At 54.8% G+C, this 15,042-nt stretch carries 15 protein-coding genes; 3 read left to right on the top strand and 12 right to left on the bottom strand.

From position 1 onward, the window contains the following. Positions 1 to 5: 5 nt before the first annotated feature. The 3 genes from truA to pdxB form a co-directional block, all read right to left on the bottom strand. Positions 6 to 818 carry a tRNA pseudouridine(38-40) synthase TruA gene (gene truA, locus SK38_RS01140; RefSeq protein ID WP_003028142.1) on the bottom strand — a complete coding sequence of 271 codons (813 nt, stop codon included), beginning with the start codon at positions 816 to 818 and terminating at the stop codon, positions 6 to 8. Next, on the bottom strand, positions 818 to 1,831 hold the full coding sequence (locus SK38_RS01135) for an aspartate-semialdehyde dehydrogenase (protein ID WP_008785360.1): 1,014 nt from the start codon (positions 1,829 to 1,831) through the stop codon (positions 818 to 820). Before SK38_RS01135 ends, truA begins: the two co-directional genes overlap by 1 nt. A 68-nt stretch (positions 1,832 to 1,899) precedes the next feature. Then, positions 1,900 to 3,036 (bottom strand): 4-phosphoerythronate dehydrogenase PdxB, encoded by a 1,137-nt coding sequence (gene pdxB, locus SK38_RS01130; RefSeq protein WP_048234815.1) that lies wholly within the window; start codon positions 3,034 to 3,036, stop codon positions 1,900 to 1,902. 108 nt (positions 3,037 to 3,144) lie between these two features. On the opposite strand from pdxB, the gene flk reads away from it, so the two are divergent. Beyond that, on the top strand, positions 3,145 to 4,146 hold the full coding sequence (gene flk, locus SK38_RS01125; RefSeq protein WP_048236385.1) for a flagella biosynthesis regulator Flk: 1,002 nt from the start codon (positions 3,145 to 3,147) through the stop codon (positions 4,144 to 4,146). Here flk and SK38_RS01120 read toward each other — a convergent pair. Both SK38_RS01120 and fabB read right to left on the bottom strand, forming a co-directional pair. Next, positions 4,143 to 5,321 carry an MFS transporter gene (locus tag SK38_RS01120; protein ID WP_003834805.1) on the bottom strand — a complete coding sequence of 393 codons (1,179 nt, stop codon included), beginning with the start codon at positions 5,319 to 5,321 and terminating at the stop codon, positions 4,143 to 4,145. The genes flk and SK38_RS01120 overlap by 4 nt on opposite strands. A gap of 230 nt (positions 5,322 to 5,551) precedes the next feature. Next, positions 5,552 to 6,772 carry a beta-ketoacyl-ACP synthase I gene (gene fabB / locus SK38_RS01115; protein ID WP_008785363.1) on the bottom strand — a complete coding sequence of 407 codons (1,221 nt, stop codon included), beginning with the start codon at positions 6,770 to 6,772 and terminating at the stop codon, positions 5,552 to 5,554. A 159-nt stretch (positions 6,773 to 6,931) separates the two neighbouring features. On the opposite strand from fabB, the gene mnmC reads away from it, so the two are divergent. Beyond that, positions 6,932 to 8,932, top strand: a complete 2,001-nt coding sequence (gene mnmC / locus SK38_RS01110; protein WP_048234813.1) for a bifunctional tRNA (5-methylaminomethyl-2-thiouridine)(34)-methyltransferase MnmC2/FAD-dependent 5-carboxymethylaminomethyl-2-thiouridine(34) oxidoreductase MnmC1 — start codon at positions 6,932 to 6,934, stop codon at positions 8,930 to 8,932. 114 nt (positions 8,933 to 9,046) lie between these two features. Here the strand turns inward: mnmC and SK38_RS01105 are convergent, their stop codons facing one another. Genes SK38_RS01105 through prmB form a run of 6 tightly spaced genes read right to left on the bottom strand, consistent with a single transcriptional unit; the run spans position 9,047 to position 13,597 of the window. Next, on the bottom strand, positions 9,047 to 9,322 hold the full coding sequence (locus SK38_RS01105) for a YfcL family protein (RefSeq protein WP_003028163.1): 276 nt from the start codon (positions 9,320 to 9,322) through the stop codon (positions 9,047 to 9,049). 32 nt (positions 9,323 to 9,354) lie between these two features. After that, positions 9,355 to 9,903 carry an elongation factor P hydroxylase gene (locus tag SK38_RS01100; protein ID WP_048234811.1) on the bottom strand — a complete coding sequence of 183 codons (549 nt, stop codon included), beginning with the start codon at positions 9,901 to 9,903 and terminating at the stop codon, positions 9,355 to 9,357. Next, positions 9,903 to 10,712: a sulfite exporter TauE/SafE family protein gene (locus SK38_RS01095; RefSeq protein ID WP_003834821.1), complete on the bottom strand. Its 810-nt coding sequence runs from the start codon at positions 10,710 to 10,712 to the stop codon at positions 9,903 to 9,905. The genes SK38_RS01100 and SK38_RS01095 overlap by 1 nt, the downstream gene beginning before the upstream one ends. After that, entirely contained in the window at positions 10,712 to 11,536 is an 825-nt protein-coding gene (gene mepA / locus SK38_RS01090) for a penicillin-insensitive murein endopeptidase (protein WP_048234810.1), read from the bottom strand. The genes SK38_RS01095 and mepA overlap by 1 nt, the downstream gene beginning before the upstream one ends. 3 nt (positions 11,537 to 11,539) lie before the next feature. Then, positions 11,540 to 12,625 (bottom strand): chorismate synthase, encoded by a 1,086-nt coding sequence (aroC, locus tag SK38_RS01085; RefSeq protein WP_003834825.1) that lies wholly within the window; start codon positions 12,623 to 12,625, stop codon positions 11,540 to 11,542. Between the two features lie 39 nt (positions 12,626 to 12,664). After that, positions 12,665 to 13,597 (bottom strand): 50S ribosomal protein L3 N(5)-glutamine methyltransferase, encoded by a 933-nt coding sequence (gene prmB / locus SK38_RS01080; protein ID WP_003028173.1) that lies wholly within the window; start codon positions 13,595 to 13,597, stop codon positions 12,665 to 12,667. 166 nt (positions 13,598 to 13,763) lie between these two features. On the opposite strand from prmB, the gene smrB reads away from it, so the two are divergent. Continuing rightward, entirely contained in the window at positions 13,764 to 14,315 is a 552-nt protein-coding gene (smrB, locus tag SK38_RS01075) for an endonuclease SmrB (RefSeq protein WP_003839296.1), read from the top strand. Positions 14,316 to 14,389: 74 nt separating this feature from the next. On the opposite strand, the gene sixA is transcribed toward smrB, so the two are convergent. Further along, positions 14,390 to 14,875: a phosphohistidine phosphatase SixA gene (gene sixA, locus SK38_RS01070; protein WP_048234808.1), complete on the bottom strand. Its 486-nt coding sequence runs from the start codon at positions 14,873 to 14,875 to the stop codon at positions 14,390 to 14,392. Between the last annotated feature and the right edge of the window lie 167 nt (positions 14,876 to 15,042).

Below are 15,042 nucleotides of genomic sequence, written 5' to 3'. Positions count from 1 at the left end.
TCAAATTAGTCCGCCAGAAATAGCGGGCCCATAGGCGGTTTTGGCAGGTCGAACCGGTCCGGGTAATCTACCGCAACCAGATACAGTCCTTCCGCTTTCGCCGTTGCCGCTGCCAGCGTTCTGTCCTTTGCCGCTAACAGTTCTGCTATCCAGCTCTCCGGCTGGTTGTTGGCGCCAACTTCCATCAGGCTGCCGACAATATTCCTGACCATATGATGTACAAAGGCATTCGCTTTAATATCCACCACCACATATGCACCGAAACGTTCGACGTTAATGTGCATCACGTTTCGCCACGGCGTGCGCGACTGACACTGCACCGCTCGAAACGAGGTAAAATCATTTTCGCCAATCAGACACTGGGCCGCACGATGCATACGCTCAGCGTCCAGCGGTTCATAGTAATGGGTTACCCCTTTACCCAAAACAGCAGGGCGCAACCGATGATTGTAGATGATGTAGCGATAACGGCGAGCCGTGGCGCTAAATCGGGCATGAAAATCATCGGGTACAGCTTTAACCCAGCGCACGGCGATGTCACCAGGTAAATTCGCATTTACCCCCAGTGTCCAGGCCGCATCTTTACGCTGGGCAGTGGTTTCAAAATGCACGACCTGCCCAGTGCCATGAACGCCCGCATCCGTGCGTCCTGCACAAAAAACATTGATGCGTTCATTCGCCACCTGAGAGAGCGCTTTTTCCAGTTTTTCCTGAACGCTACGCACTTCGTTCTGGCGCTGCCAGCCATAATATTTGCTGCCGTCATACTCAATGCCCAGCGCAATTTTATGGGTTGACGGCTGTTGCTGGTCAGACATTAGTACAGGTACTCCTGCACCAGTTTTTCCGCTATTTTCACCGCCATTAACGCGCCGCCAAAGCGTACGTTGTCCGCCACAGACCAGAACTGAACCTGCTCTGGCATACCGTAATCATTATGCACGCAGCCAATAGAAAGGTGCGGCGTGCCCGATGCATCGCCAACCTGGGTCGGGAAATCGGTCTCTTCCGACAACACCACGTCTTCACCGCGTGAAAACGCATCGCGCGCTTCTTCCGCCGCCAACGGGCGCAGGGCCTCAAAATTCACCATCTGCGCGTGGCCATAAAATACCGGGGACTGCACGATGCTGGCAGAGATGAGCAGACCATCATCCTGCATAATTTTGCGCACTTCATCAACGATACGACGTTCTTCACGCACGCTACCTTCACGATCGGGCAGCAGCGGCAGCATGTTGAATGCCAACTGACGGCCAAAGAAATCATCTTCGTCAATCGGGATGCCGTTAAGCAGTTTTGCACTCTGTCCGGCCAGCGCATCCACCGCTTTTTTGCCATGAGCGGAAGCCGAGATAATATTGGTCACCGTAATACGCGAAAGCCCACCGTCATCAATCAACGGTTTCAGCGCAGACAGCAGTTGGCTGGTCAGACTGTTAGGTACCGCAATCACATTGCGGTTACGGTAATCCGCCAGCACGAACGGGTTAACGTCCGGAACCACCAGCGGAACGTCTGGCTCAAGCGCGAACAGACCGCTGCTGTCGATCACCAGGCAACCCGCATTAGTGGCTTCTTCTACCCAGGCGGCGGTGGCTTCAGCGCCCGCAACAAAAAATGCCAACTGTGCCTGCGTCCAGTCAAAGTCTGCAACGTCCTGCACTATGACCGATTTACCGTTAAAACGCAGATGTTCACCGGCGCTTTCATTACGCGCCAGCGCATAAATTTCACCGACCGGGAACTGGCGTTCAGCCAGCGTATCGAGCAGGGCTTCGCCTACGGCGCCCGTTGCGCCCAGAATGGCAATATTCCAGCCTTCAGACATGGTGATTTACTCCAAGAAATACGTAAGCGTCCCTGTCGCATTATTCGACAGGGAGCATTAAGAAGACATTAATGTGCCGGATGATGAACAGCGTTAAAACCCAGCTTACACAATAAGGCAGCAGCCGTTGCGTCGTCACACATCACATATAAAGACGACCATTCACGACGCTCAAGGTAATTTTTACGCAGTTTATCAAACTCACCCGGAATTCCAGCGACTTTGCGCAGCGGCGCATCATCGCGGCGCACATCATACACTAAATGCACCAGCCTTTTCAGCGTTGGCTGATCTAACGGGCCATGCAGGGTGATACGACCAAATTCCGGCGCGGGTAACAGGGTACTGAGCGCAACGTGCTGCTCGTGACCAATAAACTTACTATAGGCCTCAAAGACCTGCGTGGTACCACGGGCTTTTCCTTCGAGGGTATACCCGGCAATGTGCGCCGTGCCGATATCGACTTTCTCCAGCAACGCCACATTGAGATCCGGCTCTCCTTCCCAGACATCCAGCACAACGCTCAGCGACTGACCGGCATTCAATCGGTTCAGCAATGCCGTATTGTCGATGACCGCCCCACGGCAGGCGTTGATCAGAATAGTGCCCGGCTTCAACCGGCTAATCAGCGCGTCATCCGCCATGTGCAGCGTTTTGTACGGCCCGTCTTTAAACAGTGGGGTATGGAAAGTCAGCACATCGGCTTGCTCAACCAGTTCATCCAGCGAGCAGAAATTGCCTTCGTCACCGCGATCGGCTCGCGGTGGATCGCACAGCAGCGTGCGGATCCCCAGCGCTTCCAGACGCGCCTGCAAACGCCCGCCCACGTTACCCACACCCACAATGCCTACGGTGCGATCGCGTAACGCAAACCCGTCGCGCTCCGCCAGCATCAGTAACGCTGAAAAAACATATTCTACGACCGCTATTGCGTTACAACCGGGCGCGGCGGAAAAACCGATCCCCGCCTGCGCAAGCCAGGCGTCATCCACATGGTCTGTGCCAGCGGTTGCCGTACCGACAAATTTAACCGGTTTTCCGCCAAGCAGTGATTCATTTACTTTCGTCACCGAGCGCACCATTAAAGCATCCGCATCATCCAGTTCAGCAACGGGAATCGGACGACCGGGAACCGCTTTGACCTCCCCCAAACGACTGAACAGTTCGCGGGCATAGGGCATATTTTCATCAACGAGGATTTTCACGTCTTTCGCACCTGTTTGAGAACGAGAGTTAACCGGGCAAGTGTGCCATAATCTCGCCGCCAGGCATACTGCGAGACCTGGTCAGCACAGATTTAAGGAACAGAGATGATGCAGCCCATTTCAGGTACGCCCGCACGCCCTCCCGGCGAAGGCCAAAATGCCCCTTCCGCTGCGGGTGAACAACCGTTATCCACGCACCAACGTACTGTGCTGGAACGGCTAATTACCCGTTTGATTTCACTCACCCAGCAGCAAAGCGCTGAGGTGTGGGCCGGAATGAAGCACGATCTGGGCGTCAAAAGTGATACGCCGCTGCAGTCACGTCACTTTCCTGCCGCTGAGCAAAACCTTAACCAACGACTGGGGGTTGCTCAGCAAAATCATGTTAATCGTCAGGTGCTTTCGCAGCTCACTGAATTACTGAGCCAGGGAAATAATCGCCAGGCGGTGAGTGATTTTATCCGTCAGCAGTATGGGCAAACGGCGCTCAGCCAGCTCACGCCTGAGCAGTTGAAGAACGTGCTCACGCTGCTGCAACAAGGACAGCTGTCGATACCGCAGCCGCAGCAGCGCCCTGCTACCGATCGCCCGTTGCTCCCCGCAGAGCACAATACGCTGAACCAGTTAGTTACCAAACTGGCGGCGGCCACAGGAGAATCCGGGAAGATGATCTGGCAGTCTATGCTGGAGTTGTCTGGCGTAAAAAGCGGTGAGCTGATCCCTGCCAAACAGTTTACGCACCTGGTCACCTGGCTGCAGGCGCGCCAGACGCTCAGCCTGCAAAGCGCCCCTACGCTACAAACGCTCCAGGCGGCGCTGAAGCTGCCATTAGAGCCGAATGAGCTGACAGCGATAAAAGAATACGCACAGCAGACGTATCAGATCCAACCACAATCGATTCTGACCACGGTGCAGGTGCAGGACTTGCTCAATCAAATTTTCCTGCGTCGCGTGGAACGAGAACGTGAGCTCAGCGATCCGCGTCATCTGCAGCCCATTTACAGCCCGTTCGCGCCGATGATTGAAACGGTTAAATCTCTGTCGGCACGACCGGGACTGCTGTTTGTTGCGTTGATAATTGCGTTAGCCATTTTCTGGCTGGTCGCTTAACCTTTACGCAGCGTAAGCAACGTTACAATAATCCCCACCACGGCGGATATCGCCCCGGCAAGGAACACTGAAGGATAACCATACGCGGTGGCCAGCACCCCGGCTACCGGACCGCTTATGCCGTAGGAGATATCCTGAAACGCGGCGTAACCGCCCAGCGCCGTACCGCGAACCTGCGCGGGCACTCGCTTCACCACCTCGACGCCCAATGCCGGGAAGATAAGCGAACACCCGGCCCCGGTTAATGCCGCCCCGAGCAGCGCAATCCAGGCCGATGGGGCCTGCCACAGCAAAATCAGCCCCGCAGTTTCCACCAGCAAAGAGACAACGGCGACTTTCACACCGCCGAAACGGTCCGGCATCCAGCCAAACAGAATGCGCATCAGCACAAATGCCCCACCAAACGCAGTCAGGGTGAACCCCGCCATCGTCCAGCCGTTGCTGACAAAATAGAGTGAAATAAAGGTACCGATCACCGCAAAGCCAACGCCCTGCAGCGCCAGGCCCAGGCCCGGTTTCCAGATAAGCCCCACCACGCTCCATAACGAAGGACGTTCTCCTGCATGCGCAGGCACTTTACGCACGGTGCCGTTGAATGCCCATGCCAGCAGCGGTAATACCATCGTCGTTCCCGCCAGCGCCGCGAAGCCAAAGTGGCTGTGGATCAACAGGCCCAACGGTGCACCGGCGGCCAGCGCGCCGTAAATCGCCATTCCGTTCCACGACATCACCTTACCGGAGCGTGTTGGGCCGACCAGCCCCAACCCCCAGGTCAGCGTACCGGTGAGCAGTTGGCTTTCGCCAAAACCGAGGATCAAACGCCCGACGATTAACAACGCAAATTTTACGGGAACAGAAACAGGCAATAGCGCGGCTAAAAGCCACGCAGCGCCTGCCAGCCCACAGGCAAACATCCCCTGTAGCGCCGAGCGTTTAGCACCATATTGATCGGCTAAGCGCCCGGCGTAGCCGCGCGTTAATACCGTCGCCAGAAACTGTACACCTACGGCGATACCGACCATGGTGTTGCCATAGCCCAGTTCCTGATGCACAAACAGAGGAATCACGGGCAAAGGGAGACCGACCGTCATATAGGTCAGGAAAACTGCAAAAGCGATACGAAACAGCGAAAAGTTCGCCGAAGGTGTTTTTTCTTGTTGGGTTACAGCTGTCATGCGTTACTCCAAAATGCAGAGTAAGGCGAGGAATGCCCACGCCCCCTCTACCTGACTATCAGGATTAAGGTGCGTTGGATAACGTTAAACGCTTACGCATTATCAAGAGGATAATGTTGAAGCTGGAGTCTGCCTGTAAACCCGATCGATTGTCAACGATATAAAAAAGGGAGCCTGACGGCTCCCTTTACTGTACAGCATGAGCCGGATATAAGATCCGGCACACTGTCTTATGCTTTCAGCTTACGCATAACCAGCGTTGCGTTAGTGCCGCCAAAGCCGAAGCTGTTGGACATCACGGTAGTCAGCGCCTGCTCGGTCGGTTTGGTCACGATGTTCAGACCTGCCGCCTGCTCATCCAGCTCTTCAATGTTGATGCTCGGCGCGATAAAGCCGTGTTCCAGCATCAGCAGAGAGTAGATAGCTTCCTGTACGCCAGCTGCGCCCAGGGAGTGGCCGGTCATGGCTTTAGTCGCAGAGATTGCCGGGCTGTTGTCGCCAAACACTTCACGAATTGCCCCCAGCTCTTTCACGTCGCCTACCGGGGTAGAGGTACCGTGAGAGTTCAGGTAGTCGATCGGGGTGTCTACACCGTGCATCGCCATTTGCATGCAACGTACTGCGCCTTCGCCAGACGGAGCAACCATGTCTGCGCCATCGGATGTTGCGCCGTAACCGACGATTTCCGCATAGATGTGCGCGCCACGTGCCAGCGCGTGTTCCAGCTCTTCAACCACGACCATACCGCCGCCGCCGGCAATAACGAAACCGTCACGGTGTGCGTCATAGGTACGGGAAGCTTTTTCCGGTGCATCGTTGTATTTGGTAGACAGCGCGCCCATGGCGTCGAATTCACACGCCATTTCCCAGCACAGCTCTTCGCCGCCGCCAGCAAAAACGATGTCCTGTTTGCCCAGCTGAATTTGTTCTACCGCGTTACCGATACAGTGCGCAGATGTCGCACAGGCAGAGCTGATAGAGTAGTTTACGCCGTGGATTTTGAACGGCGTTGCGAGGCAGGCAGAAACGCCGGACGCCATCGCTTTGGTGACCACATACGGGCCAACCGCTTTCAGACCACGCGGGCTACGCATTGCGTCAGCACCGAACACCTGAAAACGCGGGGAGCCGCCGCCGGAACCTGCAATCAGGCCAACGCGCGGGTTGTTCTGGTAATCTTCTGCTGCAAGGCCGGCATCAGCCACTGCCTGTTCCATAGAAAGGAATGCATAGATGGATGCGTCGCTCATAAAGCGCACTACTTTGCGGTCAATGAGGCCAGTGGTATCCAGTTTTACGTTGCCCCAAACGTGGCTACGCATGCCGGAGTCCTTCAGCTCCTGAGAGAAAGTGATCCCTGAACGTCCTTCACGCAGAGATGCCAGGACTTCCTGCTGGTTATTACCGATGCTGGAAACGATGCCCAAGCCAGTAATCACTGCACGTTTCATTCAATACCTCTGTAAGTCGCACTATTTTAAAGTTTCGAGTGGCACAATAGCGTACACTTGTACGCCGAACAAGTCCGATCAGCCATTTAATGTGGAAATTTGCGCAGCCAGGCACTCATCGCTAAGATCGGGGCACAGCCTGCCAGACGAGTAACTTACGTGAAACAATACGCTATACAACCTGCAAACCTTGAATTCAACGCTGAGGGTACACCTGTTTCCCGAGATTTTGACGATGTCTATTTTTCTAATGATAACGGGCTGGAAGAGACACGTTACGTCTTTCTCGGCGGGAATCATCTCGCCCAGCGATTCCCTGCGCATTCACGTCCCCTCTTCGTGGTGGCAGAAAGCGGGTTTGGCACCGGACTTAACTTCCTGACGCTCTGGCAGGCATTTACCGATTTTCGCGATACCCATCCTGAAGCTACCCTGGAAAGATTACATTTCATCAGTTTTGAAAAATATCCGCTAACGCGTGAAGATCTCACCTTAGCCCATCAGCACTGGCCAGAACTTGCCCCATGGGCCACGGCGCTGCAAGAGCAATGGCCGCTGCCGTTGGCGGGATGCCATCGCCTGCTCCTTGATGAAGGACGCGTCACGCTGGATCTGTGGTTTGGCGATATTAACGAACTGACCAGTAAGCTCGATGACTCCCTGAATCAAAAAGTGGACGCCTGGTTTCTGGACGGTTTCGCACCGGCAAAAAATCCGGATATGTGGACGCCAACGCTGTTTAACGCAATGGCCCGTCTGGCTCGTCCGGGCGGTACGCTGGCGACCTTCACCTCAGCGGGCTTTGTGCGTCGGGGGTTGCAGGAAGCCGGGTTTACGATGCAAAAATGCAAAGGCTTTGGTCGCAAACGCGAAATGCTTTGTGGCGTCATGGAACAGACTCTGGCGCTCCCTTCATCGGCTCCGTGGTTCACGCGCACGGGCACAGATAAGCGCGAAGCCGCCATTATTGGCGGAGGCATCGCCAGCACATTGCTGTCGTTGGCGTTACTGCGCCGCGGTTGGCAGGTCACGCTCTATTGCGCAGATGCGAAACCTGCCGAAGGCGCATCGGGTAACCGTCAGGGCGCGCTCTATCCGTTGCTCAGCAAGCATGACGCGGCCATTAACCTCTTTTTCCCTACCGCGTTTACCTTCGCCCGCCGCCTGTATGACGCCCTTCCGGTTGCGTTCGCGCATGACTGGTGCGGTGTGACGCAACTGGCGTGGGATGAAAAAAGCCAGCAGAAAATCGCTCAAATGCTGTCCCTTGAATTGCCTGATGCGCTCGCCGTCAGCGTTAACGCAGAGCAGGTTTTACAAACGACCGGCGTAGAAACCGGATGCGGCGGGATTCAGTACCCTGCCGGAGGATGGCTGTGTCCGGCACAATTAACCGCCGCCGTATTCGACTACGCCGCAACGCTGGGATTACGCACCCGGTATCAACATACGCTGGCCTCGCTGTCTCGGCAGACAGAACACTGGCAATTGACGTTTGCCAGTGGCGAAACCGCCACTCACGCTGCGGTGGTTCTGGCTAACGGGCATCGCATTAACGGCGTTGAGCAGACGCAGTCGCTACCGGTCTACTCCGTAGGCGGTCAGGTGAGTCACATTCCTACCACGCCTTCGCTTTCAGCGCTGCGTCAGGTGCTGTGCTATGACGGCTACCTCACGCCGCACAACCCGCAAAACCAGCAGCACTGCATTGGCGCCAGCTATCATCGCGGAAGTGAAGAAACGGTGTATCGCGCGGACGATCAGCAGCAAAACCGTCAGCGCTTAATAGATTGTTTCCCGAATGCCTCGTGGGCAAAAGAAGTAGACGTTAGTGGCAATGCCGCCCGTTGTGGAGTGCGCTGTGCCACGCGCGATCACATGCCGATGGTCGGCAATGTCGCGGACTATGACACCACGCTCAGCCAATACGCCACGCTTGCCGAAGACAGAGTGCACGCCGTAAACGCCCCGGTGTATTCCGATTTATTTATGTTAGGTGCGCTGGGCTCGCGCGGGCTGTGTACTGCCCCGCTGTGTGCAGAAATTCTGGCATCGCAAATGAGCGATGAACCTATTCCTATGGATGCCAGTACGCTGGCAGCGCTGAATCCGAATCGTCTGTGGGTGAGGAAGTTATTGAAGGGTAAAGCGGTGAAATAAGATACCATCTCGCCATTGCCTGATGGCGCTACGCTTATCCGGCCTACAACCCCCGTCCGCGTAGGCCGGATAAGACGCCTTCGCGTCGCCATCCGGCACAATCCACTGCTATTATTATTGCGTTGCCTTCTGGAACAGTGTGTCCCACATCTCTTTCACTAACGCCTGGTCACGCGGCGAGAGTTCGCCTGCGCTGATGGCTTTTTCCAGGCTGCTGGTCACATTGGCGTACAATGCCTCAGCGGAATGGTCCTCGCCAGCATCCAGCTCAGCCACAGCCAGCGTCAGGTGCCCACGCAAATAGCCACTGGCAAACAACTCATCATCGCTGGCGTGCTCTACCATATCGTCGATTAATGCCAGAATGCGTGATTCAAACTCCGCGATCATCTTATTTCCTCATTGTAAACGTGGCAGCGGCTTCAGTTGAGCGCTTCGGGCCACGGGAATTGTTCCGCCGTAAGTTCAGGCGTGTGATAATAATTCTGTAACGCGTTAATGAAACGCGCCGGACGTTCAGGGATCCCCTTTTCCAGGTACTCCATCACCTGAGTATGAACACGGCGCTGGAATACCACGCGATCCGGTTCAAAGTCCCCTTCCAGGTTGTCGCAACTGACGTTAAACGGGTAGCCCGCCGCCATGCAAAACAACCAGTCAAACGCCTGCGGCTTCACTTCCACATCTTCAAACTGGCATTGTGTCTTCGCGTCGCGTCCGTCCGGGCAGTACCAGTAACCGAAATCGACCAGTTCACGACGGGCTTTACCGGCGATGCACCAGTGTGAAATTTCGTGTAACGCACTGGCGTAATAACCATGCGCAAAAACGATACGGTGATACGGTAATTCCGTATCCGCTGGAAGATAGATCGGTTCGTCGTCGCCTTTAATCAGACGGGTATTAAATTCATCGGCAAAGCAGCCGTTAAAAATCTCAATTAACTGTTCGTAGTGATGCGTATTATTCATTAGTTCATCCCCAGCCAGTGGAGAATCTCCTGTCCATGATTATCATAAAGTAGCTTGGCGCTCATCACGGCGGAGACAATAACGATCATTGGCCGAATGAGTTTTTGTCCTTTGCTGAGTACCAGTCGAGAGCCCATCCGTGCGCCAATAAACTGGCCAATGAGCATCACAAAACCTGTCGCCCAAATCACTTTGCCGCCGAGGGCAAACAGCAACAACCCACCGATATTCGATGTGGCATTTAATACTTTGGCGTGGGCCGTCGATTTCGCCAGGTTGTATCCGCACAGCATGACAAAAGCCAGCGCGTAGAATGACCCTGCCGCCGGACCAAAAAAGCCATCGTAAAAGCCGACGCAGCCCCCGGCCACCAGCGCGAAAGGCAAACCGTGCAGTCGGCGCTGTCGGTCCTCTTCCCCGATTTTCGGCATCAACAGAAAGTAAAGGCCAATACAGATAACCAATACTGGCAGGATCTGGCGCAGAACATCTGACTGCACGTGCTGAACCAACAGCGCGCCACTCATTGAGCCGATAAAGGTCATGAAGATATTGAGCTTCTGATCCGCCAGATTAACCACACCCCGACGAATAAAATAGAGGGAGGAAGAGATAGATCCCCCGCAGGCTTGCAGCTTATTGGTTGCCAGCGCTTGCGCAGGTGGCATCCCGGCCGCCATCAATGCCGGGATGGTGAGTAGACCACCACCTCCGGCCAGAGAATCAATAAAACCTGCCAGCATCGCCACAAAAAAAAGCACACCTAACAGCAGTGGCGACACCATAAACAGAGAGGCAAAATGATCCATTAGAGTACATGCTCGTCCAGTAGCGCCTGGCAGGAAGGCGGCAACGGCGGCGGTGTCTTCTTCTCAGGCTTGGTGGTTCCAGGTTTTGGAGGTTCGAACCAGCTTTGCAGCTCTGCGCCACAGCCGTCACCCGGTGGCGGTAACGGTTGATCTTCGCACTCAAGGCTGTCGGCAGGGCAACGTAACCGCACGTGCATATGCGCACGATGCTGGAACCACGGCCGCACTTTACGCAACCAGTCCCTGTCGGTCCCTGCATCCAGACAAAGTTGTTGCTTAATCGCCGGATTCACGAAAATACGCGTTACTTCATTATCTTTTGCAGCCAGCCTGATCAGGCTGAAAATCTCCGGTTTCCACAGTGACGGCACAACACGTTTACCATCCTGTGAGACCAGATCTAACGCCTGCGGCCGCAGCAGTTGCGACTGGGTCCAGCGCGTTTTCGGCAGTTGCAGGAAAATATCCACATCCAGTCCCGTCTGGTGGCTGGCGTGACCGCCATTGAATCGCCCACCGGCCGGCATACCCATATCGCCGATTAACACCGTGCCCAGTCCCTGACTATTGGCCTGATAACTCAGACGCTGGATAAACCTCACCAGATCCGGATGGCCAAAGTAACGACGCTGATCGGTGCGCATCACCTGATAATGTTCTGACTGTACAGGCAGCGTATCTGCACCAACAATACAGCCATTGGAAAACGCGCCGATAGACTGCGCGCTGCCCGCAACCGGATGGTTAATTTTCTGCCAGGGCGTCGCCGCCAGACAGGCGGTACTGGCAAACAGAGCCAGCGCCGCAAGTGCCGTTTTTTTCATCTCTTACCAGCGTGGAATATCGGTCTTCACGTCCGCATTTTGCGCCCGCTGACGCAGCAGGTGATCCATCAATACGATCGCCAGCATCGCCTCGGCGATCGGTACGGCGCGGATCCCTACGCACGGATCGTGGCGACCTTTAGTGATCATTTCGACTTCTTCTCCAAAGCGGTTAATAGTGCGCCCAGGAACGGTAATACTGGACGTCGGTTTCAGCGCCATATGAGCAATGATTTGTTGCCCGCTGCTGATCCCACCCAGAATGCCGCCCGCATGGTTACTCTGGAAACCTTCTTTGGTGATTTCGTCACGGTTCTGACTGCCGCGCAGCGCAACAACGTCAAATCCATCGCCAATCTCAACGCCCTTAACGGCGTTAATGCTCATCAGCGCATGGGCGATGTCAGCATCCAGGCGGTCGAATACAGGTTCGCCGAGACCCGCAGGTACACCGCGTGCAACAACGGTCACCTTCGCTCCGATTGAGTCACCTTCTTTCTTCAGCCCGCGCATCAGTTCGTCCAGCGCTTCGAGTTTATCCGGGTCCGGGCAAAAGAACGGGTTAAGTTCCACCTGGGACCAGTCTTTGATCTCCAGCGGAATATCACCCATCTGCGTCAGGCAGCCGCGGATCTCAACGCCGAATTTTTCCGCCAGATATTTTTTGGCTATCGCTCCGGCCGCCACGCGCATCGCCGTTTCACGTGCGGATGAACGTCCGCCGCCACGGTAGTCGCGCAGGCCATATTTTTGCTCATATGTATAGTCGGCGTGTCCCGGACGAAAAACGTCCTTAATCGCGCCGTAATCCTGTGAACGCTGATCGGTATTTTCGATCAGCAGGCCAATGCTGGTGCCTGTGGTAACGCCCTCGAACACCCCGGAGAGGATTTTCACCTGATCCGGCTCACGACGCTGCGTAGTGTAGCGCGATGTGCCCGGACGGCGTCTGTCGAGATCGTGCTGCAGGTCAGCTTCTGTCAGAGAAATGCCCGGCGGAACACCATCGACAATACAACCGAGCGCCAGCCCGTGTGATTCGCCGAAAGTGGTTACGCGAAAGAGTTGCCCAATTGTGTTTCCTGCCATCACGGCTCCGTTATGCGTGTTGTGTATGTGCGCGTGTAATTAGTCTTTATAAATACTGAAGTGCTCGCGAGCAGCAACTAACTGCTCTTTGGTCAGCATGAATACGCCGTCACCGCCGTTGTCGAACTCCAGCCAGGTGAACGGTACATCCGGATATTGCTCTATCAGATGTACCATGCTGTTTCCGACTTCACAAATCAGAATACCGTTATCTGACAGGTAGTCCGGGGCGTTCCCCAGAATGCGGCGGGTAAGTTTCAGCCCATCGCTGCCGGACGCCAGACCCAGTTCAGGTTCGTGACGATATTCGTTTGGCAGATCGGACATATCTTCTGCATCGACATACGGCGGGTTGGTCACAATCAGGTCATACTGGACTTTCAGCAGATCGCGGAACAGATCGGAACGGATCGGCGTGACGTGATGAATCAGGCCGTGTTCTTCAATATTGTGTTCGGTCACCGCCAGCGCGTCAGTGGAAATATCCACCGCATCCACTTCGGCTTCCGGGAAGGCATACGCGCAGGCAATGGCAATACAGCCGCTGCCGGTACACATATCGAGGATATGCTGCGGTTGCTCATTAATAAGGCCCGCAAAGCGGTTATTGATAAGCTCGCCAATCGGTGAACGTGGAACCAGCACGCGTTCATCAACATAAAACTCATGCCCGCAGAACCAGGCTTTGTTGGTCAGATAAGCAACCGGAATGCGCTCGTTGACGCGGCGAATCACGCGTTCAACAATACGATGACGCTCGCTGGAGGTCAGACGCGCGGTACGCATATCTTCTGGAATATCCAACGGCAAATAAAGTGACGGCAGGACCAGTTGTACGGCCTCGTCCCATGGGTTATCCGTGCCATGGCCATACCAGATGTTCGCCGCGCTAAAACGGCTGACCGCCCAACGCAACATGTCCTGAATGGTATGCAGTTCACTCACTGCTTCATCGACGAAAATTTTATCCACGTATTCCTCCAGGGCATGCTCGTATTAATTTCGGCGGCTAGTTTGCCACGAAGACGGCGATAAATCAGCATTCACACGGGGCCTGAACGCGAAAATTGCGTTTTAAGCGATCGGATGCCCGCCGAGTCGGGTTAAACTAACGGAAAATAAAAGTTGAGACTCTCGAATGAAAAAGAAAACATCGCTCAGCGAGGAGGATCAGACGCTGTTTCGCCAGCTGATGACCGGCACGCGTAAAATTAAACAGGACACCATCGTTCACCGACCTCCACGTAAAAAAATTGCCGAGGTTCCGGTTAAAAGACTGCTACAGGAGCAGGCTGATGCCAGCCACTATTTCTCGGATGAGTTTCAGCCGCTGCTGAATACGGACGGTCCGGTAAGATACCTGCGCGCCGACGTCAGCCATTTCGAACTGAAGAAAATGCGCCGTGGCGATTACTCTCCGGAGCTGTTTCTCGATCTGCATGGGCTGACCCAGCAACAGGCCAAACAAGAGTTAGGCGCGCTGATTGCCGCCTGTCGCCGTGAGCATGTATTTTGCGCCTGCGTGATGCATGGCCACGGAAAACATATTCTGAAACAGCAGACGCCGCTCTGGCTGGCACAGCATCCGCACGTAATGGCCTTTCATCAGGCACCGAAAGAGTACGGTGGCGACGCCGCGCTGCTGGTGCTGATTGAAGTGGAAGAGTGGCTACCGCCCGAACTTCCGTGATGCAGAAAAACAAAAAGAGCCGCATTTGCGGCTCTTTGATTTTCCGGGTGGCGGCTGTGCCTTATCCGGCCTGTTTAAATCGCTTTTGCCATTTTCAGGTTACACGGGCTCATCTGCCAGTTAAAAATACCCTTCCCGCTCTCATCAAGCGTAACGCTGGCAATCGCTGATGTGGTAAACATCGGCGGTGTTTCACCTGGGCAAAGCTCAGACACCAGATATCCCACTAAAGGCAAGTGAGAGATAACCAGTGCGGTGGCGATACCTTCATTGGCCAGAGCCTGTAAATAGGCGCTGACCAGACCGACATCGCCGCAGGGAGTCAGCTCCGGCAAAACATCAACACCGGTTGGCAGGTTCATACACTCCCCCACCACATCCAGCGTTTGTTCGGCTCGTAGGAACGGGCTCACCAGAACACGTTCGATATCCACTTTTTGACCTTTCAGCCAGTTCGCCATCAGGCGAGATTCGTCACAACCACAGGAGGTTAAGGGACGAACCGAATCACTGGCGGCATCGAGGGCCGCGTCGCCGTGACGCATGATAAAAACTTGCATATTGCACCGCTTTTGTTAACCAGAATCACCACTACCTTTATTCACAGCCCCTATTGGCTGTGGTAACGATATGGTGGCCGGCATTGTGCCTTATCCATTCACCGAATGAAACGCTGTTTTTTACCTCAACGGCGTAAGTATAGTCAATCTCTGTTTACATTTTGAGC

The sequence above is a fragment of the Citrobacter sp. MGH110 genome, from assembly GCF_001037515.1.
In the GTDB taxonomy this organism is placed as follows: domain Bacteria; phylum Pseudomonadota; class Gammaproteobacteria; order Enterobacterales; family Enterobacteriaceae; genus Citrobacter; species Citrobacter portucalensis.
The sequence above is the reverse complement of the archived record's forward strand: the minus strand, read 5'-3'. Positions and strand labels throughout refer to the sequence as shown.